We start from the raw sequence: 24,554 nt of genomic DNA, 5'->3' as shown, positions 1-24,554 counted from the left end.
CAGGCTGAGCGAGAATTCAGCCATTTAAGGAAGGCTATTTATAGTATTTAAAGCTGTTTACTTCTACTAAGCTAGTAAGGCAGGTTTTTCCTGATAAGTTCTCCAAAGCAACTCGCCGAATAAAGTATTCGCCCAGGCGAACCACTTACGTGTAAAGTTCTTAGGATCATTCTTGTGAAAAGACTCGTGCATAAATCCCGTATCCCCGTGCGACTTTCTTAGTGTGGCGATACATGATTTAATCTCGGCTTCGTTATCACTTGTTAGAGCCCGCATGATAATACTCATCGGCCAAACCATATCTTTTCCAATATGAGGTCCGCCTATTCCTTCAGCAGCTGTCCCTTTGAAAAAGAATGGATTATATTCAGACAATACAAATTTCCTGGTATTAATATAAACCGGATCATTTTTAGGGACAGAACCAAGATATGGCATTGCCAGAAGACTTGGTACATTCGCGTCGTCCATCAAATTATAGCTGCCAAGACCGTTGACCTCATAAGCGTATATTTTCCCAAAAACCTTATGTTCAACTACTGCATGTTCTTTCAATGCTTGTTCTACCTCATTTGCCAGCGCACTGAGCTGAGCAGAGGTTTCACTATCCTTTGCAATAGCAGACATCATTTCGGATGCCTGTTTTAAACTTGCCACCGCAAAAAAGTTGGAAGGGATCAAGAAGGAGTACACTGTCGCATCATCACTAGGCCGGAAGGCAGAGCATATCAACCCAACAGGTTTAACGGGATAGCCGAAGCCATTCATGGGGACTCCATCGGTAGCCCAGGCAGTTTTACGCTGGAACGAGTACGGACCATCATTCTCTTTTCGCTGTTGTTCTTTAAATGTTTGAAAGGTCAATTTCACAGCTTTTTGCCAGCTTTCATCAAAGGGAGAAACATCACCTGTGTGCTTCCAGTAATGATAAGCCAGGCGAATGGGGTAACAAAGAGAATCTATCTCCCACTTACGTTCATGAATTCCGGGCTGCATTTTAGTAATATCGTCCTTCCACTCACCTTGCTTGGCAGGATCATTATAAAAAGCATTTGCATAAGGATCTTTAATAATACACTGACTCTGGCGGTTAATCACACCCGCAATCATGTTTTTCAAAGCTTTATCTTTCTCCATAAAAGGCAAATAAGGCCATACCTGAGCAGAACTATCTCTTAACCACATGGCGTCAATATCACCGGTAATAACATAAGTATCAGGACGGTTATTTTTTAAGGAATAGGTTACAGTAGTGTCCAGGGTGTTTGGAAAACAATTCTCAAACAACCATCCAAGTTCTGGTTGCTTAACCTCCTTTTTAAATTTAGCGATCGCTGCTTCAATTGCTTTGCTGCTAAAGTTCCTATTGGCTAAGGGTACACGAACTTCAGGAAAAGCTGCCGGAGCCGCAGCAAATGAAAAATTTGTACTGAGGAAATATGCTGTACCTAATACTCCCGTATTTCTTAGAAATTCTCTTCTTTTCATATTAATATCGTTTGGTGTGTTTAATATTAGCTTGATAAAGGCTGAAAAACATGTTACTAAAATGATTTAGCAAACAAACATAATTTATTGCTTTTCATGCTAAATCTTAGGTTTATAATTTTAGGTTAAAGGAACCGTCAACTAAGTTTATTGCTGACAGTTCCTCATTGTTCTTTTATTTGTTGCAAACCAACAATCAACTACCTGAGGCATCTTCCATCACCAGGATTTACCAAAGGTTGTTAGCGTATCTTAGTGTTTTACTTTATAGAACTTGAAACCAAATAGAAAGATAACGAGATAACAGATGATCGGTAAATAATAAGAATGAGCAACTCCAATATTATCCGCTAGTTTACCCATAAGGAAGGGAAATAAAGCTCCTCCTACTACCCCCATTGAAAGGAATGAAGATCCCTGCTGAGTATGACTTCCCAGATTTTTTAATCCAAGGCTAAAAATAGTAGGGAACATAATACTAAAGAAAAAGTTAAGGGCCAATAAGGCAATGAATGACGGCCATCCTAATCCTTGAGCAATAATGATACACATCAGGATATTTGCAGCTGCAAAAGCCGCAAGTAAGCTACTTGGCTTGATAACCCGCATAAGGAAAGTTCCAATAAAACGTCCGCTAAGCATCATGGCCATAAATAGCATCATGTATTTAGCAGCTTTCGCTTCAGGGAAACCCATTACTTCTTCTCCATAATTAATAAAAAAGGCCCAGGTGCCTGCCTGAGCAGCAACATTAAAGAATTGAGCAGCGACCGCCCAAACAAAGTGTGTATGCTGGAAAAGCGTTTTGCCAGGTGCAGCATCTACGTTAACTGCTTCCTCATCCGCAATAACTTCAGCGTGTGGATCTGTAAGCGTAGGAACTTTAACGAAAGCGAAGCAAATTGCTATTGCAGCAATAACACTTCCAATGATGATATAAAGTAATTTAACAGAACTTAGATCAGTACTTCCCGGAACATGGTTTTTAAATAGGAAATAAGAGCCGATCGCAGGACCTACGATCGCGCCTAATGCATTAAATGACTGTGCAAAATTTATACGCTGATCACTGGTACGCTGATCCCCTAGTGCAGCAACAAAAGGATGCGCTACAGTTTCAAGGGTAGATAAGCCACAGCCTAAAATAAATAAGGCAATACCAAAGAACGTAAATGAAGCAGTATTTGCCGCTGGAACAAATAGGAATGCACCTAATGCAAATAAAGACAATCCTAACAATACCCCGTTTTTATAGCCAAATCTCTTCATGAATAGACCGGCTGGAATTCCCATTACGAAATATGCACCAAAGATTGCAAACTGAACAAATGCAGATTGAGAGCGACTTAGGCTCAATGTATTCTGAAAATGCTTATTTAATACATCTCCCATAGTTATTGCCACACCCCAGCATAAAAACAGGGAAGTAACAAAAACCAGTATGGTTAAAAATCTCTTTTCGGTGAACTTAGCTTTCTCGCTAGAATGGCCTACCTTCTGTTGTAAGGCTCCTTCTGTTTCTGTTAATTGCATTTTCTGATTATTGGGTTTATAACTGATTTACTAAGATACATATTTGAAGCAAAAATAATAATGTAAAACGTTTTAGCAAGAGAAATTATTTTTCTCTTTTATGTCTTATGAATATAATTTCCTTTTAATCAACATGAAGAAATTGGTAAAAGCAAGGCCCTATTAAAGCCGTCTGATCATAATATTTCTGTACCATACCTCATCGCCATGATCCTGCAGCGCGATCTTCCCGGACTTGAAAGTTCCGAAGCCCGGCATGGACGCAAACTTACTTCCAGCAATCATACCATTCCATTTTTCGTCCCAAAGGGTTGTGCTAACCACTTTGGTACCGTTCAGATAAAATTCCAGCTTACCACCTTTGCTAATGATCTCAGCTTTGTTCCACTCACCTACGGGTTTCACCGTTTCTTTGCTGGAAGGAATAAGATCGTACAGGTCGCCGGCACGATGTTTATGGATCTTAGCATCAGGATGCCCCTCATTGTCCAGAACCTGCATCTCCGGACCAGTATTAAAAGTATTCGGGTAGTTCTTTGGATCTTCTTTCACATAAAAGATGATCCCACTATTGCCCTTAGCGGCTATTTTCCAATCTACTTTAAGGTGAAAGTCACCATACTCTTCGTCAGTTAACAGATCGCCCCCTTCTGCACCAGCAGTTTTGCTTGAGGCATCAAGATGAAGTATTCCATTATCCGCTTTCCAGGCCTTTCCCGCTTCTGGTCTTCCATAAGAATGCCATCCTTTGGTTGTCTTGCCGTCAAATAATGGTTTCCAGCTGTCTTTCTTTTCGCTAATTCTTTGGGGGGTAGGGGTATCAAAATTGTCTTGATCCCCAGGTTGCGCAGAAGTTAGCGCCAGCAATGAGAATAATAGTACTTTCATAAAAGTTAGTTGGCCCCTAATATAAAAAATATGCAGGCACTATCACTCTCAACTTTTAGTTCATTCGTATCATTGAAATACACGGATTAAATCCTGACGAAGATCAACCCTTTATGGTTCTTCCTTTCCAGTTGTATCCATCGAGTGAGTTCTTTTGAGGCCAGGTCTTTTGAAGTTGTGTAGGGATATCTGGCCCGTATTTCTGATGCTCCCATTGAGGTATGCTGTAAATGCATTACTCCCAACTCTAGTCCGTTATCCGGGTCGATCAACAATCTTTCAAATTTCTTCTCATCAAATTTTTTCTTTAGCCTCTCCTCAATACAGCTTAAAACTTCGTCCAGCAACTGATTGGCCGTATCTTCATCGCTGTAAAAGCTTACTCCGAAAGGATCGGAGAATAAGATTTCATTACCCGTCTTAAGGAAATAGAATGTATAATAGGCAGGCTGAGGAGCATACAGACAATTAAACGGGCCTGAAGTAGCAGCTGCTTTCGATGGCGGCAATACCCTTACCGGTGTCTTTCCCGAACTCGCATTTAATTTTCCTGTCCGGGAATGTTTCGCTAAACCTGCCTTTGTAATTGTCGTTTTAAAAACAGGAGCAGCAACGGGTTTTGTCTCTATTGCAGCACGAATACTGTTATTAGGCACCGCCTTATTCTGGGTCGGGCTTTTCAGATTACGTTCCGTCTCAGCGTTCATTTTACTTAATGAAGGTACCCGTTTTGAAAAATTGCTTTCATCTGGAGAATACTTCATTAAGAGTTTAACTGCCTTCGCCTGAGCTTCGTTTTTTACCGGCACAACCACCTTCTGACCAGGCTTCAACTCTTTCAAGGACCGCCCGCCGCCTATTGGACTATAAAATACAGGTTTACCACTGCTATTATAAATCGTTACAAACTTACCTCCGGGCAAGGGATTCCCAGCCTTATCACCAAGATAAGTCACAATCCCACCTTTGAGGTAAAGCTCAGAATTTACATAGTGGCTTATAGAAGCTGTTGTTATTTGTTGTTGTGAAAAACTAAGTAGGCTGAGCATCAGCAATACCTTAGTTAAAAGAAATCTCATTATACCTCTATTTTCGTTTTCTCAAATCCCAGCCCTACGGTCATTACTCCGGTCGCTATCCTAATAACCTGAACACTAAATTTGAGTTTTTATATTATTAAAATTTTTCGGCAATAGAATTGAGCCATTTATTGGCAGCATGTATATCGTTAAAAAAGCGAGTTATAACACCGTCAAGTTTTACTTCAACACTTTTATCTGCCGAGAGCTTGCTGAAAGCACTGGGAGAATAAACCCAGGCAAAATAACAGAGACCAGCTTCTTCCATCATGGGAAACCACTCCTTACCTACCCATTCAGCTGCTTCAGACCAGGTCCCCATAACATGTGTATTATCATTAAGTACCTTGCTTACCTTATGATGTTTCAGTATTCGAAGTATTTTTAAACAACCGGCTTGAACACTGTCAAAATCCTGGAAGCCGGTCCAGTCGACATCCAACCTCTTTGCCTCATCATTATACATGATAGTAATTGAACTATCATGATAGTATAGATCGTCATTGGCTACAACAATCTCGGCTTTTTGCTCCTCTAAAGGCAGACGGAAATAAAAAGTGGTTCCTTGGCCAAGTTCACTTTCAATCCAGAATGAGCCCTGATGTCTCTTTAATATTTCTGAAGAAATAAATAAACCAAGACCTAAGCCTTCAAAGCGCATAGCAGTATTATCTACACGATAGAAGCGATCAAATAACTTATCGAGATGGGCTTTATCGATACCTATCCCAAAATCACGAATCGACACAATTATACTATTTTCTTCAACCTGGCAATTGATTATAACCTCTGTCGCATCGGGTGAATACTTGATAGCATTACTGAGAAAATTGTTGATCACCTGTTCGAGACGTAACCTGTCTCCTGTATAATTAACACGCTTTGAGTAACGAAGAAGTATCTGATGTTTCTCGCTTTTCAACTGCACACTTTCCACTGCATCAGTAAGCATAGCTGTAAAATCAAATAGTTTCATGTCGTACTCCATCTTTCCTGCAGAAATCTTTGTAACATCCAGCAAGTCGTTGATAAGTTTTTCCAACCTATAAATGTGATCAGCCGATTTACCTATAAAAACTTTCAAGCGTTCTGGAGCTTCCATTCGCTGCATGATCTGATTGAAAGCCTTAATACTTGTTAAAGGAGTCTTTAATTCGTGGCTGGCAATAGACATAAACTCATCTTTCTTCTGTTCGTTATTTTTCTGAAGCTGAATGTTGGTGTTTGTGCCCAGCCATTGTACAATCTGACCATCCTGGAAGAAAGGCAAGGCGCGGGCTATATGCCAAACATACTCTCCATCTTTCATAAGCAGGCGAAATTCGGTTTCATACTCTTTTCCGCCTGATAAAGCCAGATTCCAGGCCTTCAAACAGCTTTGAAGATCTTCAGGATGAATAAACTTTTGCCATCCATAACCTACAATTTCTTCCCCGTTATACCCGAAGTCATCGGTGACCACCTGGTTCACATAATTTAATGCGCCCTCAGGGCTCGCTGTCCAAACTTGCTGGGGAATGGCGTTAAGCATAAATCGAAAGCGTTCTTCACTTTCTATTAATTTCCGTCGTGCAGTAACCTGCTCAGTAACGTCCTGACAAACCACCATTACGCCGCTAACACTACCATCAGGTTCTAGGTAAGGCTGATATACAAGGTCAAGAAAGCCATTAATTGTTTGCCCGTCTTTAAAAACAAAATAGGGATGATCATTTAAATATAAAGGTTGGCCAGATAAACGGACCTGATCAATGATCGGGCGAAAATCTTTTTCTGCTTCAGGTATAACATCAAAAAGAAGTTCGCCTTCCAGTTCTTCTACCGGGCGACCAATAAGACGCCCGTAACTTTCATTCACTATCGCAACTTCCATTTCCTCACCCATCAAGAGAACAATTCCAACCTTTATATCTCGAACAAGGTTTCTGAAGCGTTGCTCACTTTCTCTCAAGCCATTAAGTATCTTCTTAAGTACCAGTTGCGTTTCATTCAATTCTTCATTTGTAGCAGCCAGTTCCTCATTCAGTGCCTGCTGTTCTTCAAGGCTATCCGTAAGTTGTTTTGTGCGCTCTCCTATTCTTCCTTCCAATTCCGCGTTCAAACTGCTTAAACTTTCCTGGGCCGTTTTCAATTCCTCATTAGTAGCCTTTAACTCTTCATTCGATACTTGGAGTTCCTCATGAATGGCCTGTAATTCTTCATAAGACTCCTTTAAATCCAAATGAGCCTCCAGCAAACGGGCTTCACTAACTTCCAATTTCTTCCTTGCTGCCACGTGTTGGGTTATCTCATACTTAAAACTGAGCAGCCCATCAATTTCTCCCCTTTCGTTCCTCATTGGATGATAAACGGTGTTGAAATAGTGTTCTTCAACGGCTCCTCCTTTATGAGCCGCCAGATGAACCATCATCTCCGCTTCTATGTGCGGTTCTCCTGTTTGGTAGACCTTCTGCAAAATATGCCAGATGGCCTGACCAAAGATCTCCGGCAGAGCAGCCAATAAGGGTAAGCCCAGCACCTCTCGACCAGGGAAGAGCTCCTGCTGATATTGTGGATTCACATAAGTATAAACCAGATCATCTCCACTAAGAATTGCCATCTGAGCAGGTATATCATGAAATAAACGCTCTATCTGTACACTTAGCATACTTGCTTTTGCTGTAGCTTTTCGCTCAGTTTTAAGCGCCTCCTGCAAATACCTTTCATTAAGGACCTCTTGGGTTATATCCTCGGTATGATGGATGATATACCGGATGGCACCATTTTTTCCCAGTACTGGCTTATTGGTTGTTTTCCAATATCGTTCTTCAGTACTTTGTCCATCTTTTGAGGGAACGTCAAAACGCATTGATTCGATGTGATGCTCTTTACGGCTACTTATCACCTCCTCTAAAGAATCGCGGATTCCCCCATCCTGGCCCTGCAGCCACTCTGGGGATATAGGGAAAACGTCAAAAAGATACTTTCCCGTAATTACTTCCCTTTCTTTACCAGTCGTTTCCAGATAATTGTTACTGGCCCCAATGATTTCAAGATCGGGTGATAATAAAAGGAAGTTACCGGGAAGAGATTCAAAAATCAAAAGTTCTTCAGGATGTGTAAAATCGATATTGTTAGAAGACATGTAAGTTTTTCAAATAGCCGCAGTACAAGGATACGGAATCATTTGTTCTACTTAAATACCAAAATAAAGACGTTAAGTTTTAGTCGCATGGCGATCCTTCGAAAGTGTTCATTGTTAGATAATAGAATTATTATTAAATTTCTGTAACCCGGTCTCTGAATCTCCGTACACTACCAGATCTATCTACTACTATGAAACGAATTTTTGTTCTGGAAAAGGACAGTGATATTCTTTCTATTATATCGCTGATTTTGCACGAGGAAGGTTTTGTTGTTGAAGGTGTAAAAACCGTTCAGGAACTACGTGGGCTTCTCGAAAAACGAAAACCTAATGCCATTCTTCTCGACGTTATTAGTCCCTATTTTGAAGAAGCTGAATTTTGTAAAAGCCTTAAGAGTTCAAAGATCAGTCGGGATATTCCAATCATTGTACTCTCAACAAATAATCAGGTTAAAGAAGCACTTGCAAAAGTATGTGCTGACGATGTAATATCTAAACCTTTTGATTTAAATGACCTAATTTCAAGTGTTAAAAATCAACTTGTGGCCTAATCATAAGACAATGTTTTCTTTTTAAAACTAGTTTTTCTTTTATTTCTTCGAAATTCAGGAGGCACGGGGCAATGAGATTATTTTAGCAGCGAGAAAGTTGTCTATCGCGGCAATTAATCCACTAATGTCGAATGGTTTACTTATTATCCCGTCTGCGTGATATTTACCAACGGCTTCAAAAATTCTGTCATCAGAGGATAGAATGAGTATAGGAATATCTCGAATGTCATCCAGTGACTTCAATTCCTTGCAGATCTCAAGACCATTGTAGGCTCCCATCTGGATATCCAGCAGAATAAGGTCAGGGTTATATTCTGCTATATCTGCTCTAATGTTTTCAGGATCAACTGAAGTTACCACAGAATAGCCTTCTGCTGGTAAAATCAGTTCCAGACAATCTAAAATATCCCTATCGTCGTCTACCGATAGTATTAACTTTCCCATTCTTAAATAATTATGTAAGACCAAGTATTTCCCGCAAAAACCTGCCCATTTGTTAAATTTTTGAAATTTATTTTTAGCAATGCTTAATTCGATTGGAATTACAAAGATCTGCTAAAACTAAAGCAGTGTCTTAAAGAAAAAATCAGGCCGGGATTTATTACAACTCACAAACTGCGTACTTCCTTAAAGAATTGCTATGTTTGCCTCCCAAATTAATTTGAATTAGCGAATAAAAGACCTGTGTCTAAACGGATACTTATAGTTGACGATAACGAGGATATATTAGATACTCTGATACTGATCCTTACTATAGAGGGGTATGAATTATATACAGCCCTGTCTCCTGAGAATATTGAGGAAGACATTCATCAATTTCTTCCCGATCTTATAATGCTGGATATTCAAATGGGGAGTCATGACGGATTGGATGTCTGCAGGAAAATAAAGTCTGAATCAAAGAGCGCAGGCATTCCCATAATGATTGTTTCTTCTCATGAGAGGATCGAAACAGCCATTAAAGAGTACGGGGCGAATGGAATTTTAAGAAAGCCTTTTGAGGTGAACGAACTACTGGACCTGATCAAAATTTTTTTAGCGGAGGATGGGGCACAATCACCTGCTGCTTAAGCATTTGAAAAATGCTGGCTTTTTTAATCCACCGGACAAATCGATATTCCTAAACTTCCTTGAATCTCCGGTACAGGATTAAAGAACATATCGTAACAAAAAAGGGAGTTTCTCGTTAAATCAGCCTTTCAAATAAACTCATGAAATACGTTCTCTGTATAATTTCCTGTTTTTCATTCTTTGTCTCCAAATCTCAGAACTTTTCTATCGGTGGTGAATTTAAACCGAGGTTTGAGTACCGCAATGGATATGGAAGATTAAGGCCCGCAAACGATTCACTTGACCTGGCAGCAAGTTTTATTACCCAGCGTTCAAGGCTGAACTTCAATTATAGTGACGAGAAGCAGAAACTAAGCCTGGGAGCAGTATTGCAAGATGTACGTAACTGGGGATCAACAGAGCAGCAGAACATTGGAGACAAAAATACTTTTGACGTTCATGAGTTTTGGATCGAACTGGCACTTGCTGAACGATGGAATCTCAAATTAGGACGACATGAGTTGAACTATGACAACGCCAGGATTGTAGGTAACTCAGACTGGGCTCAGCAGGCCAGAAGTTTTGACGCAGCTCTTTTAAAGTATGCAGATGCAAAAAAGCAAATTCAAGGACACCTTGTGTTAGGCCTGAATAGTAAATCTGAGACATTAAGTCGCGAGATCTATGACGTAAATAACTACAAATACTTACTGATACTTTGGTTTAATAAAAAGTTTAAAAATCTGAACAGCAGTCTCCTTTTCCTTAACAATGGAATTGAATATACTGTTAATAAGGAGGCAACCTCTAGCCCTGCAAATCGCAGAATATCTCATTCGCAGACTATTGGAAGTAGAATAGAATATGTTAGGAACCAGTTGGAATGGAATACGGAAGGATACTTTCAAGGCGGAAACGATGCTTCTCACAAAAAGTTAAGAGCATGGAACCTGGCAACGGACATCAAGTGGAAAACGTCGAAAATGTTAACTGTCGTTCTTGGAGGTGAAATCCTTTCCGGAACAGGAATGAACGAATCTGACGGCAAAAATCATTCATTTACTCCGCTTTATGGTACAAACCACAAATTCAACGGAACTATGGATTATTTTTTTGTTGGGGGCCGGCTTTCCAACAAAACAGGCTTAGAAGATCTTTACGCCTCTATACGGTACAAAAAAGGCAAATTTAATATTGACCTTACACCTCATGTATTTTATACGATGGCTCCTGTTCTTAATACTGGAAAACCCATGAGCTCATTCATGGCGGTAGAAAGTGACCTTGCTGCAGGATATAAGTTTTCAGAAATCGCATTATTGCAAGGCGGCGTATCGGCTCTGAAAGGAACGTCAACATTGGAGTTCATGAGCAATGGAGGAGATAAAAACAAATTTAACTCCTGGCTTTGGACTCAATTAGTAGTTAAACCCCGTTTTTTCAATTACTCGAAATAGTATACATCGAACATTTCTCTTAAAAGTTAGTGTTATTACTTCAATACTTTAACTTTCGATTCCTTTCAGTAATATTGGCAAGATTATAGCAGAAGCGGAGTTTGAATAGCTGAAACTATAAAACAAGGATTTAAGGACTTTTAAAAAATATGGCATCAGGTTTTTTTGCGATTTTAGATGATATAACTGCTTTAATGGACGATGTTGCGGTTGCAACTAAAGTCGCTACCCGTAAAACAGCTGGTATCTTAGGTGATGATTTGGCGGTAAATGCAGAAAAAGCAACAGGTTTTCTTTCATCAAGAGAACTTCCAGTACTATGGGCTATCACAAAAGGTTCTTTGCTCAATAAGCTCATTATTGTCCCAATTGCTCTGTTACTAAATGCTTTTTTTCCTGCTGCCATCAAGATTGTCCTGATTTTAGGTGGACTATATTTGGCGTACGAAGGAGTTGAGAAAATTATCGAATATTTTTTTCACCGGGGAAAAGAAGGGCATGAGGTAATCGAAGAGGTTGAGGAAGACCCGCAGCAGGCTGAGAAAACAAAGATAAAGTCGGCAATAACAACTGACTTTATATTATCAGTTGAAATTGTAATTATAGCGCTGGGAAGTGTGATGGATGAATCACTTACCACTCAAATTATAACAGTAGCTACCGTGGCTCTCCTTGCAACCATAGGCGTGTACGGAATAGTTGCTCTTATTGTAAGAATGGATGACGCAGGTTATAAGCTTATCAAACGGGCCAATGAAAAAGGTCCTCTGGCCCTGCTGGGTACTTTACTGGTAAAATCGCTTCCTGTTATCATTCGCATCCTCTCAGTTGTTGGCACTATCGCACTGCTACTGGTAGCTGGGGGTATTTTCGTTCATAATATTGATTTTTTACATCATATTCTGCCAGATTTAAACTCAACTATAAAAGAATTTGGGTTTGGCATTATAGCAGGCCTGCTGGCTGTTGTTGTTATAACCGGAGGAAAAAAGGCAGTCAGCGCCTTCAAATAATATTTTGTACACGTTAAAGAGCAATAATCGGGGTTTAATAGCTATACAGCAAATTAGACTATTGTACTTCAAATGCTCTTTAATTACTCAGCCGAGTTGATAAGCTTGTATAGTAGTTGGTATAACTGCTTTGCTTCCACCGCGGATAGGTTTAGCTTTTCTCCAAGACTTTCTGGGATCCACTCTGCTTCTTTCTTAAGAGCTATGCCCTTTTCGGTGAGCGATATAATAATACTTCGCTCATCTTCGGATGACTTCAGGCGTTTAATCAGCTTCAACTCCTCCATTCTTTTTAATAATGGAGTTAGGGTATTGCTTTGGAGCTGCAACTTAACAGCAATATCACTAAGCCGTACCTGGTCCTCCTCCCACAACACCAACAGTACGAGATATTGAGGATAGGTAAGGTCGAGTTTAGATAGAAGAGGCTGATAACATTTAGTTACCAGTCTGCTTGCTGTATATAAAGGAAAACATAGCTGATTACTTAATTTTAAACTATCTTCTCCATTTGTCATAATAGCAATTTTTGGATGTCTTTCTCAATAGCATCGGGCTTTGTCACCGGAGAATATCTTTTGTAGGGCTTGCCGTCCTTCCCTATTAAAAACTTTGTAAAGTTCCATTTCACCTTGCTTCCAAACAGCCCTCCGAGTTCATTTTTCAAGTACTTAAATATAGGATGGGTATTACTCCCATTTACATCGCATTTTTCAGTAAGTTGAAAGCTCACTCCATGATTCACTTTACAAACCTGCTCCAATGTCTCATTAGATTCCGGCTCCTGACCCATAAACTGATCGCAAGGAAAACCAAGGACAACAAGCCCCTGGTCTTTATAGGTCTGGTGGAGCAGCTCCAGCCCTTCAAACTGTGGGGCTAGCCCACACCTTGTTGCTGTATTTACAATTAAAACAGCCTTTCCCCTAAAATCGGACATGGGAATATCTTTTCCTTGTGGAGTCCTGGCTGTAAGATTATAAAAATTGCTTTCCATTTTTAGATAACTTCCAATTCAACATCAATGTTTCCTCTCGTCGCATTAGAATAAGGACACACTGAATGAGCTTTTTCTACAAGTTCCATCGCTTTCTCCTTATCAACCCCTGAAATACTTACTGAAAGCTTCACAGAAAGCTGAAACCCTCCCGTTTCATTTTGACCTATACCTACGGTTCCAGTAACCTCTGACTGCGTACCTGTTGCTATTTTTTCCTGCCGCATTACTAAATTCAAGGCACTATCAAAACAAGCGGCATACCCTGCAGCAAATAACTGTTCAGGGTTAGTGTATCCCCCCGATCCTCCCATTTCCTTCGGAATACGGACTTCAAGATCAAGGATTCCGTCAATACTTTTAACATGACGATTCCGGCCGCCTTTCGCTGTTGCTGATGTCTGATAAATTACTTTCATACTACTAATGCATCACTTATATCGTGCACGATACAAATATCTAAAACTATACTTGTTTAACATTACTGGCATTGTAATAAACAAGTAATTATTCAGGTGGATCTTTGATCAGGCTATTTCTTTTCCGACCAATTTTGCGCAATCATTGCGGCGATGATTAATTGCGTAGCATGATAGATCATCAGTGGCAGCAGGATCAGCCCAATAGCACTGCTATTCAAAAAAAGAACTTTGGACATTACAGTGCCATGAACCAGAGATTTTTTGGAACCGCAAAAAACAGCAGTAATGCGGTCCTCGCGATTGAAATTAAGCCAGCTAGAGAATAATGATACTAGATAAAATACCGAGAAAAACAGGACAGCCATTGCTGCTGCCAGTACGAACAGCTCTTTAACGGAAAGGCTATCAAAGAGATTCTTAGCAAAGGATTCAGAGAAAGAAGTATAGACAATAATTAGAATAATACTTTGATCGTATAGCTTTAAGAACTTCTTATTTCTTTCCGCAAACGCTCCCCACTTTTTACTAAGAACGAATCCAAGAATAACCGGAAGGAGAACCTGAAGGGTTAGTTTTAAGATTATATTTTTAAGATCCCCGCCCTCGGTTCCTCCTGGCCCCACAGCTATGCTCATCCAAATTGGAGTTAGAAAAATTCCCAGAATTCCTGAAATACTTGCATTGAAAATAGCAGCAGGAATATTACCGGAGGCAATTGATACCATTACAACAGAAGAAGAAACAGTTGAGGGCAGACTTGCTAGAAAGAAGGAACCCGGCCAAAGATCAGGAGCGGATCCGAATAGAGGTTTTACAAGTAAAATTAACAGAGGAAATAATAGGAATGTACTCATCTGAACCACTACGTGCAGTTTCCAGTTCGTAAGACCGGTCACCAGTTTCTCGCGACTCAAGCGTAAGCCGTAAAAGAAAAAAATAACGGTTACTCCCCAATTAGCCAATGTACCCAGGGAATAAGGAGATGTATCCAGGCCTCCTTCTGGCCATAGATTTGCCAGAAGGATCATACTTATAATACCGACAATAAAATAATCAATACCGATCTTCTTAAGGAACTGGACCATTAGCAAGGCCTGTTTTATTTTAGAAATTCTACGTCAGCCACTACAGGAAGATGGTCAGATGGGTAGCGCTGTTCTTTTGCATCAGTAAGCACCCCATATTTTTTTATCAAAAAGTCTTTACTCAAAAAGACATAGTCTATTCGTTCCTTTAAAGGAGCAGCAAATTTGAAGGCGTTGAAAGTTCCAACCGGACCATAAGGAGGCATTCGGGTTGCAGTATAACTATCGTTAAGATAAGAAGACAATGTCTGTATTTGCTCGGTCTCTGGAGTAGAATTGAAATCACCAGTGCAAATTAGCGGAGCACCTTTTGCTATTTCTTTCATTTTTGCTACCATAAGTTTCCCAGACTCCCGCCGTGCGACAACTCCCTGGTGATCGAAATGAACGTTGAACATGTAAAATTTTTTACCACTTAAATTATCTCTAAATTTCGCCCATGAACAGATCCGGTTACAACAAACCGCATCCCAGCCTTTTCCCGGTAGAGCAGGAGTTTCTCTCAACCAAAAATTTCCTGAATCGAGAATAGCAAAACGATCCTTTCTGTAAAGAATAGCAGAGTGCTCACCTGCTTGTTTTCCATCATCTCGACCTGCGCCAAAATAAGCAAATCCTGGAATTTCAGTAAGCGCCTTTATCTGATGAAGATACCCTTCCTGAGTTCCAATCAGGTCTAAACCATGATATTCAATTAAAGCCTTAACATTTTCTTTGCGATATGGCCAGGCATTCAAACTATCTGACTTCGTGTCGAGGCGAAGGTTATAACTTGCTACCTTCATACCAGGTAACTTTTTATTTTGAGCAAAGGAGCTCGTAGAACTAATTAAGCAAAAGATGAATAAGAGTACTTTTTTCATTAGAAGAATATATGTGTGCTAATTCGTGAAATTTGAGGATGAATTTACCAGAACAATTGTGAAAGCAAGGTTAATAAAATTTTATTTTTCCTGGTAGCGATAAATAAAAAGAGGGCCATTTGGCCCTCTTATATGTAATATGAACGGTTTTATTTACAGAAGATTACCCCACCTTCAGGTTGTATCTGAACACTTACAGTTCCATTAGCTTTAATTTTCTTCTTCCCGTAACGAGGTGTTCTATCCTTATTATCAATATAAAAAGAGACTTCAGAGTTTGCCAGCATTGGAAGATTAAGGTTTAAATTAAGAGGTTCCTTGCCTGCATTCACACCGGTAACATACCACTTTTCACCATTGCGCCGGGCAAGTACACAATACTTACCAGGATAACCATCAACAAAACGAGTTTCATCCCAAGTTGTAGGTACTTGTTTCATAAAGTCGATCTCGAATGCAGGTACATCTGTCAGATTGTTCGGGGTTATCGCAAAATTCTGAATAGGGCTTTGGAATAGCACAGCGGTTGCGAGCTGAAAGATATCAGTAGTCTTACGTATAGTGCCTCCGTCGTTTTTCCGGTTATGACGCTTATTTAATAGGGTACCACCAAAATCCATACTTCCTACTGTATTACGGATAAAGGGATGCAAACAAGCATTAAAAGCTTCATTATCGTCAAAGTGTTGATTAAAGATAAGGTTTTCCGACGCAAGAACGGCCTCACTGCTTACGTAATTCGGATACATTCTCTCCCAGCCTCTTGGCAAGGTACACCCATGAAATATGACCATTAAGCCATACTCGTTCGCGTCTGAAAGAATGTCTTCATATAATTTCATGGTCTCTTGTTTATCGCCCCCAAAGAAATCAACCTTGAGGCCCTTTACCCCTAAACTTTTTAACCACTTCATCTCATTCTTACGAGCGCTTGCACTATTCATGCGGTTTTTAGCTCCCTGTGGTGCATCGTTCCAGTAACCATTCGAATTATACCAGAGAAATATCCCTACTCCTTTCGATTTAGCATAATTGAAAAGTTCCGGCATTCGGTTATAGCCCACCTGAGTATCCCATAAAGCATCAACAAGAATGTACTCATACCCCATTTTTGCCGCCAGATCAATGAAGGTAATTTGGTCGTCGTAATTCATACTGTTATCCTGCCACATAATCCAGCTCCAGGTTGCCCTTCCGTATTTATAATCTACGGATGGCTCGTAAAGCGGCTCAACCACATCAAAAGGGATGGTGGTTTCTACTATTGGTTTCAATCCATCCCCAACAGTAATAGTTCTCCAGGGAGTTTCTCCAGGCAAAGCCAGTCCAGGTTCCGCACTTCCAATACCGTTATTCTCTCCTTTTTCAGGAAAAGAGAGATTGAACAAACCATCTTTCGTTCCTTCTCCCAAACGGGAGGCGCAATAGGAACTACTTACCCCTGTCTCCGAAATTAAAACCCAACCATTTTTTCCTACGTGGAACAAGCCGGGAAAAGTATAACCTAATCCATATTTAGACGCTTTCCCTAATGGAGCCTCAGGTTCGTATTCTTCCTCATAACTCGGCTTTGTATGCTTCCAACCGATCATCGGAGTAGCTTGTGGAGTTAAAAATGTGGTTGTCTCTGAAGGAAAATCAAATCCAGTTGCCTCCTTCTGGATAATACAACGTGCTGTTTCACCATCTGCCGGAAGGGCATATCTAAAAGCAATATCGTTGTTGCTTACACGGAATACGACCTGTAATGTTTGTTTTTGGGGATTACTAAAAGTACAGGTAAGTTCATTTGCCTGATAGTGAACTGTCGACTTTTTAATTTTCCTTTGGGTATAGTTTTTATCAATAAATGTTTCGTTCCTGGCAGTTAGGGTAAGTCCCTGACTTAAATCAGCAACATTACTTACAAGACCGAGTGGAGACTTTTCAAGCATCGTCTTCCCCTTATAAGAAACCGTATAACGAGGGCGGCCATTATCCACAGACAAATCTACCTGAAGGAGTTTATCCGGACTGCTTACCTTTAGATTCTGAGCGGTGCAAACAACGCTAAGGCCCAGGAACAATAGTGTAAAAAATCTTTTTTTCGCTTTTTGATTTTGGTTCATTACAGATCGATTTAACTTCCTGAAGGAAGCTTAATTTTGTTTACGTTTAAATCTTAATACGGTGAAAGAATAGGGAGGTAATTCCAAATTATTATTGAAAGCTGATGAGGAAAGCTCAGATTTCAAAGGCTGAACGCTTCTGTCGTCAGGATTACCAGTGATAACTGTTTTTAATACCCTTCCGCCAGTAGTGATACCATTGAAGTTAATCCCGGCATTTACGCTGGTTGGCAGTACGTTAACCATCTTTACAATAAGATCATTCGTTTTACTGTCTCTTACTACAGAATAAGCTATTCTTTTCCTCACATTTTCTGAAGGATTAGAAAGATTGAGACTAGCGGGAATGTACTGGTCCCCTGCGTTCTGACCGTATAGCTGCTGTATATAGTAACCTACCGTTGGCTTTACTTCTGTATTATTAAAATAGATCATATCCGGATTCCATTGTGTATGTCCTTCTTTTGCTAAAAGTGGTGCATAAGAAGCCATATGAACAACATCTCCATTTCTTTCCAGCGATGTAAGGTATACAGCTTCTGCTAATGAAGTTTCCAGGTTTGTACGGTTTCCTCCCGGTAAACTCGCTGCGTATTCACCCAGATATACTTTCGACTTGGACCGGTCGTATTTGTCGTAGAAATCCTGGTTATTAATGAACCAACCGGGCGACTGGTAGTAATGTTCATCGATTACAGGAACTTTAAGGTCAGACGCTATTTTCCAGCCTTCCTCGTAATCTGTTCCTTCGAAGAAAGGCCCGGCAGTACCAATTATGGTTATTTCAGGATGGGCTTTCCTCACGGCCTTATAGATCATCTCGAAGCGTTCTTTAAACACTTCTGTAATTTGATCTTCATTCCCAATACCTAAATATTTAAGATTAAAAGGCTTAGGATGTCCAGCGTCTGCACGTTTTTTTCCCCACGGGGTATTCACTCCTCCATTAGCCCATTCTACCAGGTCAATAACGTCCTGTATATACTCGTCCATCTCACTCATTGGGATTCCTCCCTGTTGACCGCCGCCTCCGTGCGAAGAATTTTGACAAGGAACTCCAGCTGCTACTATAGGAACAGGTTCGGCTCCAATATCTTCACAAAATTGGAAATACTCAAAAAAGCCTAAGCCCATACTTTGATGATAGTTCCATATATTCCGGTCTCCTTTCCTGGTTTCCAGCGGCCCGATAGTATTTTTCCAGCGATAGATATTTGCAAGTCCGTCACCATGGGCAACGCAACCGCCAGGAAAACGAATAAAACGCGGGCGTATATCGGCAACAGCCTGAGCAAGATCAGCACGCAAGCCATTTTTCCTCCCTTTGAAAGTATTTGTGGGAAATAAAGAGACCATATCAAAGGCAAGAGCACCAGAACTCAATGGCTGTAACTCTAACCTGACATCGACAGCATCACTAGAAGGTTTGAGAGTTGAATTTAGTGTTTTCCATCCGGAAGCCGGATACCTCAGCACTGTTTTAGCTAAAACTCCTTGTTTATCACTCACCAGGCGGACTTCTACTTTATTTCCAGTCCCCTCAACTTGCTTTATAAAAGCTGAAAAATTATAGGAAAGACCCTTTTTGACTGCTATCCCATCATATCCTGAATTGGTGAGGGAAGCACCAGGTCTTTCAACTTTCAATACCGCAAAATGCTTATTGTTAGGATGTATGGGACTGAGCGAATCGATAGTTAAAGTGGCCTTCTCCCCTTTTATAGACCAGGCATAGCTCGCGTCCCAATCCTTATCCCTATACTTTTTATCGTATGGGTGATATTCAAAGCCCCTGTTCTGAACTAGTTCTGCATATAATCCTCCATCAGCCGCATAATTAATGTCCTCAAAGAAAACCCCGGTAAGGAGGTCACTTATTCTTTTAGTTTCCTGGGGATGGAGCACTATTTTGGCATCGAGCGGCTTTAGTCCGGCAAAGCGTTGTGGGTCGTCCTTTGCCACCTCCGAGTTCTGGGCCGCCTTAAATTGTTGAAGTTCATAACTTTTAATCAATCCATCCACTATATTCCAGCTAACTCTATGAATCTGCCCCTCGTTAGATTCTCCGGCAATTACTATTGTTACACTCTTATTTTTGTACGCAGAGGCAGTTACCTCTTCTGCCTTCGAATAGTTCTTTAGATCTTTGCTTGTGGTTTGGTAGTATTTACCATTTCCATCCACCCAGCTTACCTCGTGAATCTGCGAAGCGTGGTTATAAGAGATAACCGGCTTTAAGATATTTTTACCCTTGTTTATATAGGGATAACTTTGCGGCCCCCAGCTAACAAGATCCTTGGAACTTGAATGAGCGAATTGCAAAGTATAATCGTTGAGGCTCCACACTAGCTGCCAAAGGTTATCTTTCCCCTTAAAAAGATATGGAGTATACATTTTCTTCTCTGCTCCCCAGGTCCCGTAATCACTCTTTAGAAAAATGTACCCGTTTCCTATTCTCGTCCAATTTTGTTTATCAAGGCTCCAGGCAAAGCGTAAACCATTGGTCCCATACGAGAATAAATAAACGGAATCTGGTCTATCGTATCCAACTTTGTTTATAGCAAAGCTAGTTCCCGGGCAAAGCGTAGCCAGGATAAATACAAGAGATAATAAAAAATTTTTCATGCCTAATTTAGCTTGTGTTATATAGTTGATTAGTGTATTCCTTCAATCCGGAACTTCAATTGCCCTGCAACTGTAACCCCGAGTTCCAATTCTTTGATATTTTCCTGGCTTCTTTAGCCGTGATCTGTATTACCGCAGGATGCTTGGGTGAAGAAAAATTGGTTGCCTTCATTACTCCTTCGTTAAAATGTCCCAAATTTTTGAAATGGACAAAATCAGAAGTTTCGCTAAAACCAAAATTGTGAGGATTAATTCGGTATATATCGTATATAAGCACCCATTTATTTTCTCCGATCCTTTTATAAATCGTGGGAGCTTCACATCCCACACGCTCGGGGTCTACCTGTGTTTCCTCATACCTATACCCTGCGTTTATGGAGTCAGACACAGCATGTTTAATCCCTGCAGTACCTTCATGCGGTACATAAAACATGTGATACTTATTTCCAACTTTAGTTATATCCGCATCTATATAAGCAATATTGGGTTTAGGATATTCAAAAAGCGCCTTTGGTAAAGTTTCCATGGCTGTAAAATCCTTATTCATATAGGTATAATAAACCTTTTCCTTCTCTTTACCGAATCGCATAGTAAAGTACATCATCGTCTTCCTCTCCTTCTCATCGTAGATCAGTTCCGGTGCCCAGGCACAGCCGATGTTCGCAAGTTCTGGAAAAGCTTTGTCAACGCGCAAAACAGTGTGTGACCAGTGAATGAGGTCTGGCGATTTCATTAAAACAATACCTCTGTTGTTACCCCAGCCATACTGCGCTCCATCCCTTTCCCACTCGGAATCTCTATAACCTGCTTTCTTAGCATAAATGTGCAGGTCTGTAAGAGCTAAATAAAACATCCCGTCAGGAGCACGATATATATAGGGATCCCGTATACCTTTCTGCTCAGCAATAGTATCTCCGGCAATGATCGGCTTAGATCCATTAACATCCGTAAAGCTATAACCGTCTTTACTTACCGCATAATATAGTCCATGAGTATCATCCTTGAAATAGACCAACAGATAGGCACCCATTTGTTTTTCTTTCGGCAGCTTTCTCCTTGTCTGACCATAAGTCGTTGTGATTAACAAAACAGACAACATAAGAAACATTGATCTTAGGGAAATCATTGGTTGAATCGTAATTAGTGTGTGGTTGTAAATATAATTGTCAGTAATACAATTATATTAAAAATATTGTTATTACCCCTCTATTTTATTTAATTACCCCCTGAGAAGAAGCGAATTTAAAGCAAGCCTTGTAAAAATTAAATGCTGCCTATCCTGACTTCGCGATATTTCTCTCCCCTGGGTTCAGGTCATCTAGCTAAAAGAGCTTTCAATTCCCCCGGATAAGATGTATAAATTGAAAAAATTGAATACAATAGCTCTTTGCATCTGTTGTTTAAGCGATCTTTGGCAACAGTAAGAACGTAGGAATGGATAATCACTCGATAAGCACTAACAAAGACAATGAAGGTAAGGAGCAGTTTGGCAGTTTGAGACGGATGAGGATAGCAGTTTCTGCATTCTATTTCGGTCAAGGAATAGCCTTCGCTTCATGGGCTAGTCGTATTCCTGATATCAAGCATGAACTCGACCTCTCGGATGCTGCTCTCGGCACTATTCTTCTGGCCCTTCCTGCAGGTCAACTCTGTACTATGCCCCTATCTGCAAAATTAGTTTCGCTTTTTGGTAGTAAAAAAATACTTGCAATTGCCGCGCCGCTGTATGTACTGGGTTTGTGTATATTGGGACTAGCGACTAGTTCATTGGCTCTTATGGCTTCCCTATTCCTGTTTGGTATCATCGGTAATATTGCTAACATCTCTTGTAATACCCAGGGAGTTGAAGCAGAAAAGCTCTTCGGAAGATCAATTATGGCTTCCTTTCATGGAGCCTGGAGCATTGCAGGATTTACTGGAGCCCTAATAGGACTACTTATGGTAAATTTTGGAATGACACCATTCCAGCACTTTTGCTTCATCATCCTGCTGATCTTTTCGAATACACTTATAAATTATCCTTTTCTTGTTCCGGCAAAACCGGCCATGGAGGCAAATAAAAAAGGCAGATTTTTTGTAAAACCAGATGCATCACTGGCCATATTGGGCGTTGTTGGATTCTGCTGCATGGGTACGGAAGGAGCCATGTTTGACTGGAGTGGGGTTTACTTCAAAGAAATCGTTGAAGCTCCCTCGCGATTTGTAGTAGTAGGATATGCCTCTTTTATGGTGATGATGGCAACAGGCCGATTTATCGGCGACCGCATTATCTCCAAATTCGGTCGTAAAAGGACAATTCAGTATAGCGGCCTGACAATTTCTGCGGGGATGGCCATTTCTGTATTTTTTCCATCCCTGATTCCTGCAACGTTGGGCTTTATGCTCGTTGGTCTTGGCGTCTCGAGTGTGGTTCCCACACTATATAGTATCGCAGGCAAGAACAAACGTATCTCAGCCGGCACTGCTTTAGCTATGGTTTCGAGTATCAGCTATTTCGGATTCTTGCTTGGACCTCCATTAATAGGTTATGTGTCTGCTCTATCAAGCCTTCGTTATTCTTATGCATTGATAGGTTGCTTTGGGTTATTAATATCATTTCTCGTGATGAGGGCCAAAGTGTTTGAAGATGCTTGACTTACATAAAACTCTAAGCCTTTCCGGTATTGTGAACAACTTGTTACAGTAGGATTAAGCGTTCATTAAATTTAATAAAAACTGATAGGATGAGTTAGTGTTAATCACCTTGAAATCCCTTTCTCACCTATGAAATCAAATTTACGTTTTTCAGCTATCGCGAATTTGCGCGTAGTAGCTATTGTCGCTATCATCCTAAATCACGCCCAGATTGGGGTTGCAGCAGACACAGAATATTCTGTTGGATATTTGATTTATAGTCAGTTCTTCAAATTTGGCTCACTACTTTTTATGATTATTGGTGGCTTTCTTTTTCAAAATTCAGTGAACAAATACAGTTACTCTGAATTGATCAGAAGAAAGGCGCTTACTATTCTTATACCTTCTCTCATCTTTATATTTCCATGGATTATTCTTAATGTATTGGTGCTCCCACAGCTTGGGGAAAACAAGCAGGAGCTTGACCTTTCTTTTGCCGGCAACGAGCTCTTTAACCTTTTTTTCAGATCTATTTACTGGTTTCCGATCAACTTATTTCTAATACTACTATTAAACAATTATATAAGAAGTATAAAGCTTGTAAAATTCCTTCTGGTTCCAGCAGTATTGATAACCCTATTCTACAGCATCAATATTTACTACCATTGGGTTCCCCGTAAACACAATAGCGCTGTATTTGCCTATTTCAGCTTTTTCTTCCTGGGCCGGTTACTATTTGTTTATTTCCAACCCATCAAGCAATCTCTTGGCTACCTCAAATCTAACTTCCTATTACGTATTTTTGCTTTTATCGCCATGTTTTCAGCCTTTGGTCTCAGCGTATTTGAAAGCTATTCCATACAAGAAGCAAATCTTCGTACAGACCCAGGAAATATTCTTAGATTGAGCAATATCATATATACATTTTTACTACTTGCTTTGATTTTTAATTACCGGGATAGGATAAAGACAGGGAACTATTTTAAAGAGAAAACTGTGTTTTTAATTTACCTGATTCATCCATATTGGTTATACATCGGGAAGCATCTGAGTTCCTTATTCTACAGCGGATCCACCCTTCATTCGGCCATTATAATTCCTGTTGAAATCGCCTACGGCATATTATTGCTTATATTCTCTTTAGCCGTTGCAAGGGTTCTCCTATCGAAAGAGATTTTCAACTCGATTATAAATGGAGATTTAAGTATTGTTTTTACAAAAATAAGTCGTTATATCGGTAGAAGGTTTAGGCTAGCCAGGATGTAATATTAACAGAAACTTACGGGCTAAAAATAGAAAAGCCAGGCATTACACCTGGCATTTCTAATCTAAATTAACGCTCTCGGGCAGGTATACGAGAATAAATATTTAAGGTTTCCTAAAAATTGTAATTTATTTAGGAATACGCGAATAACGCTTTTTTATATCACTCATCGGATCATAAGCCGCTCCATTTCCTTATTGACTATTTTAAGACTGCAGCAGTTAAGTATAAGTTGTTCAATACTTTAAGTCTTTAACTTAGGATTGTAATATTTACAGGCGCTTATGATAAATAGTAACAAAAGATACTTGATGCCGTACAACTTGATTCATTAAAAGTTACTTAGGCGAACAGGATGGGAGAAAATGTGAGGGAGGTTGTTTTGGATTCTGTT

General features: G+C 40.1%; 20 protein-coding genes. 6 read left to right on the top strand and 14 right to left on the bottom strand.

Annotated elements, in window-relative coordinates:
* Positions 1–66: 66 nt before the first annotated feature.
* The 5 genes from J4N24_RS22305 to J4N24_RS22285 form a co-directional block, all read right to left on the bottom strand.
* Positions 67–1,488, bottom strand: a complete 1,422-nt coding sequence (locus J4N24_RS22305; RefSeq protein ID WP_207535971.1) for a glycoside hydrolase family 125 protein — start codon at positions 1,486–1,488, stop codon at positions 67–69.
* Between the two features lie 252 nt (positions 1,489–1,740).
* Positions 1,741–3,021: an L-fucose:H+ symporter permease gene (gene fucP / locus J4N24_RS22300; protein ID WP_207535970.1), complete on the bottom strand. Its 1,281-nt coding sequence runs from the start codon at positions 3,019–3,021 to the stop codon at positions 1,741–1,743.
* A 162-nt stretch (positions 3,022–3,183) separates the two neighbouring features.
* Positions 3,184–3,909, bottom strand: a complete 726-nt coding sequence (locus tag J4N24_RS22295; protein WP_207535969.1) for a 3-keto-disaccharide hydrolase — start codon at positions 3,907–3,909, stop codon at positions 3,184–3,186.
* 86 nt (positions 3,910–3,995) lie between these two features.
* Positions 3,996–4,988 carry a hypothetical protein gene (locus J4N24_RS22290; protein ID WP_207535968.1) on the bottom strand — a complete coding sequence of 331 codons (993 nt, stop codon included), beginning with the start codon at positions 4,986–4,988 and terminating at the stop codon, positions 3,996–3,998.
* Between the two features lie 97 nt (positions 4,989–5,085).
* The gene (locus J4N24_RS22285; RefSeq protein ID WP_207535967.1) at positions 5,086–8,112 is read right to left on the bottom strand and encodes a PAS domain-containing protein; all 3,027 of its coding nucleotides are present in this window, start codon (positions 8,110–8,112) and stop codon (positions 5,086–5,088) included.
* Positions 8,113–8,303: 191 nt separating this feature from the next.
* On the opposite strand from J4N24_RS22285, the gene J4N24_RS22280 reads away from it, so the two are divergent.
* Positions 8,304–8,663 (top strand): response regulator transcription factor, encoded by a 360-nt coding sequence (locus J4N24_RS22280; protein WP_207535966.1) that lies wholly within the window; start codon positions 8,304–8,306, stop codon positions 8,661–8,663.
* A 54-nt stretch (positions 8,664–8,717) separates the two neighbouring features.
* On the opposite strand, the gene J4N24_RS22275 is transcribed toward J4N24_RS22280, so the two are convergent.
* A complete protein-coding gene (locus J4N24_RS22275) occupies positions 8,718–9,107 on the bottom strand; it encodes a response regulator (protein ID WP_207535965.1) in 390 nt (129 codons plus the stop codon).
* A gap of 240 nt (positions 9,108–9,347) precedes the next feature.
* Here J4N24_RS22275 and J4N24_RS22270 point away from each other — a divergent pair, with 240 nt between their 5' ends.
* The 3 genes from J4N24_RS22270 to J4N24_RS22260 all read left to right on the top strand — a co-directional run bounded on the left by J4N24_RS22270 (position 9,348) and on the right by J4N24_RS22260 (position 12,183).
* Positions 9,348–9,734 carry a response regulator gene (locus tag J4N24_RS22270; RefSeq protein WP_207535964.1) on the top strand — a complete coding sequence of 129 codons (387 nt, stop codon included), beginning with the start codon at positions 9,348–9,350 and terminating at the stop codon, positions 9,732–9,734.
* A gap of 140 nt (positions 9,735–9,874) precedes the next feature.
* On the top strand, positions 9,875–11,170 hold the full coding sequence (locus tag J4N24_RS22265) for an alginate export family protein (protein ID WP_207535963.1): 1,296 nt from the start codon (positions 9,875–9,877) through the stop codon (positions 11,168–11,170).
* A 149-nt stretch (positions 11,171–11,319) separates the two neighbouring features.
* Positions 11,320–12,183, top strand: coding sequence for a DUF808 domain-containing protein (locus tag J4N24_RS22260; protein WP_207535962.1), 864 nt, complete (start codon positions 11,320–11,322; stop codon positions 12,181–12,183).
* Between the two features lie 83 nt (positions 12,184–12,266).
* Here J4N24_RS22260 and J4N24_RS22255 read toward each other — a convergent pair whose 3' ends face one another.
* The 8 genes from J4N24_RS22255 to J4N24_RS22220 form a co-directional block, all read right to left on the bottom strand.
* The gene (locus tag J4N24_RS22255; RefSeq protein WP_207535961.1) at positions 12,267–12,701 is read right to left on the bottom strand and encodes a MarR family winged helix-turn-helix transcriptional regulator; all 435 of its coding nucleotides are present in this window, start codon (positions 12,699–12,701) and stop codon (positions 12,267–12,269) included.
* Positions 12,698–13,180: a glutathione peroxidase gene (locus J4N24_RS22250; RefSeq protein ID WP_207535960.1), complete on the bottom strand. Its 483-nt coding sequence runs from the start codon at positions 13,178–13,180 to the stop codon at positions 12,698–12,700. Before J4N24_RS22250 ends, J4N24_RS22255 begins: the two co-directional genes overlap by 4 nt.
* A 2-nt stretch (positions 13,181–13,182) precedes the next feature.
* A complete protein-coding gene (locus J4N24_RS22245) occupies positions 13,183–13,599 on the bottom strand; it encodes an organic hydroperoxide resistance protein (RefSeq protein WP_207535959.1) in 417 nt (138 codons plus the stop codon).
* A gap of 113 nt (positions 13,600–13,712) precedes the next feature.
* Positions 13,713–14,687, bottom strand: coding sequence for a bile acid:sodium symporter family protein (locus J4N24_RS22240; RefSeq protein ID WP_207535958.1), 975 nt, complete (start codon positions 14,685–14,687; stop codon positions 13,713–13,715).
* A gap of 14 nt (positions 14,688–14,701) precedes the next feature.
* Complete coding sequence (locus J4N24_RS22235) at positions 14,702–15,472, bottom strand: endonuclease/exonuclease/phosphatase family protein (protein WP_242691772.1); 771 nt, start codon at positions 15,470–15,472, stop codon at positions 14,702–14,704.
* A 227-nt stretch (positions 15,473–15,699) separates the two neighbouring features.
* Complete coding sequence (locus J4N24_RS22230; RefSeq protein ID WP_207535956.1) at positions 15,700–17,658, bottom strand: glycoside hydrolase family 97 protein; 1,959 nt, start codon at positions 17,656–17,658, stop codon at positions 15,700–15,702.
* A gap of 30 nt (positions 17,659–17,688) precedes the next feature.
* Entirely contained in the window at positions 17,689–20,283 is a 2,595-nt protein-coding gene (locus J4N24_RS22225; RefSeq protein WP_207535955.1) for an alpha-L-arabinofuranosidase family protein, read from the bottom strand.
* A gap of 55 nt (positions 20,284–20,338) precedes the next feature.
* Entirely contained in the window at positions 20,339–21,409 is a 1,071-nt protein-coding gene (locus tag J4N24_RS22220) for a glycoside hydrolase family 43 protein (protein ID WP_207535954.1), read from the bottom strand.
* Positions 21,410–21,717: 308 nt separating this feature from the next.
* Between J4N24_RS22220 and J4N24_RS22215 the strand changes: the two genes are divergently transcribed.
* Complete coding sequence (locus tag J4N24_RS22215) at positions 21,718–22,917, top strand: MFS transporter (RefSeq protein WP_207535953.1); 1,200 nt, start codon at positions 21,718–21,720, stop codon at positions 22,915–22,917.
* A gap of 129 nt (positions 22,918–23,046) precedes the next feature.
* A complete protein-coding gene (locus J4N24_RS22210) occupies positions 23,047–24,162 on the top strand; it encodes an acyltransferase family protein (RefSeq protein ID WP_207535952.1) in 1,116 nt (371 codons plus the stop codon).
* Positions 24,163–24,554: the final 392 nt, after the last annotated feature.

Origin of the sequence: Desertivirga arenae (assembly GCF_017355785.1) — a bacterium.
GTDB classification, from domain to species: Bacteria; Bacteroidota; Bacteroidia; order Sphingobacteriales; family Sphingobacteriaceae; genus Desertivirga; species Desertivirga arenae.
The sequence above is the reverse complement of the archived record's forward strand: the minus strand, read 5'-3'. Positions and strand labels throughout refer to the sequence as shown.

Bases quoted from the DNA above. Each gene is read 5' to 3' on its own strand.
- J4N24_RS22305 (WP_207535971.1), bottom strand. From the start codon at position 1,488: ATGAAAAGAAGAGAATTTCTAAGAAATACGGGAGTATTAGGTACAGCA.
- fucP (WP_207535970.1), bottom strand. From the start codon at position 3,021: ATGCAATTAACAGAAACAGAAGGAGCCTTACAACAGAAGGTAGGCCAT.
- J4N24_RS22295 (WP_207535969.1), bottom strand. From the start codon at position 3,909: ATGAAAGTACTATTATTCTCATTGCTGGCGCTAACTTCTGCGCAACCT.
- J4N24_RS22290 (WP_207535968.1), bottom strand. From the start codon at position 4,988: ATGAGATTTCTTTTAACTAAGGTATTGCTGATGCTCAGCCTACTTAGT.
- J4N24_RS22285 (WP_207535967.1), bottom strand. From the start codon at position 8,112: ATGTCTTCTAACAATATCGATTTTACACATCCTGAAGAACTTTTGATT.
- J4N24_RS22280 (WP_207535966.1), top strand. From the start codon at position 8,304: ATGAAACGAATTTTTGTTCTGGAAAAGGACAGTGATATTCTTTCTATT.
- J4N24_RS22275 (WP_207535965.1), bottom strand. From the start codon at position 9,107: ATGGGAAAGTTAATACTATCGGTAGACGACGATAGGGATATTTTAGAT.
- J4N24_RS22265 (WP_207535963.1), top strand. From the start codon at position 9,875: ATGAAATACGTTCTCTGTATAATTTCCTGTTTTTCATTCTTTGTCTCC.
- J4N24_RS22260 (WP_207535962.1), top strand. From the start codon at position 11,320: ATGGCATCAGGTTTTTTTGCGATTTTAGATGATATAACTGCTTTAATG.
- J4N24_RS22255 (WP_207535961.1), bottom strand. From the start codon at position 12,701: ATGACAAATGGAGAAGATAGTTTAAAATTAAGTAATCAGCTATGTTTT.
- J4N24_RS22250 (WP_207535960.1), bottom strand. From the start codon at position 13,180: ATGGAAAGCAATTTTTATAATCTTACAGCCAGGACTCCACAAGGAAAA.
- J4N24_RS22245 (WP_207535959.1), bottom strand. From the start codon at position 13,599: ATGAAAGTAATTTATCAGACATCAGCAACAGCGAAAGGCGGCCGGAAT.
- J4N24_RS22240 (WP_207535958.1), bottom strand. From the start codon at position 14,687: ATGGTCCAGTTCCTTAAGAAGATCGGTATTGATTATTTTATTGTCGGT.
- J4N24_RS22235 (WP_242691772.1), bottom strand. From the start codon at position 15,472: ATGAAGGTAGCAAGTTATAACCTTCGCCTCGACACGAAGTCAGATAGT.
- J4N24_RS22230 (WP_207535956.1), bottom strand. From the start codon at position 17,658: ATGAACCAAAATCAAAAAGCGAAAAAAAGATTTTTTACACTATTGTTC.
- J4N24_RS22225 (WP_207535955.1), bottom strand. From the start codon at position 20,283: ATGAAAAATTTTTTATTATCTCTTGTATTTATCCTGGCTACGCTTTGC.
- J4N24_RS22220 (WP_207535954.1), bottom strand. From the start codon at position 21,409: ATGATTTCCCTAAGATCAATGTTTCTTATGTTGTCTGTTTTGTTAATC.
- J4N24_RS22215 (WP_207535953.1), top strand. From the start codon at position 21,718: ATGGATAATCACTCGATAAGCACTAACAAAGACAATGAAGGTAAGGAG.
- J4N24_RS22210 (WP_207535952.1), top strand. From the start codon at position 23,047: ATGAAATCAAATTTACGTTTTTCAGCTATCGCGAATTTGCGCGTAGTA.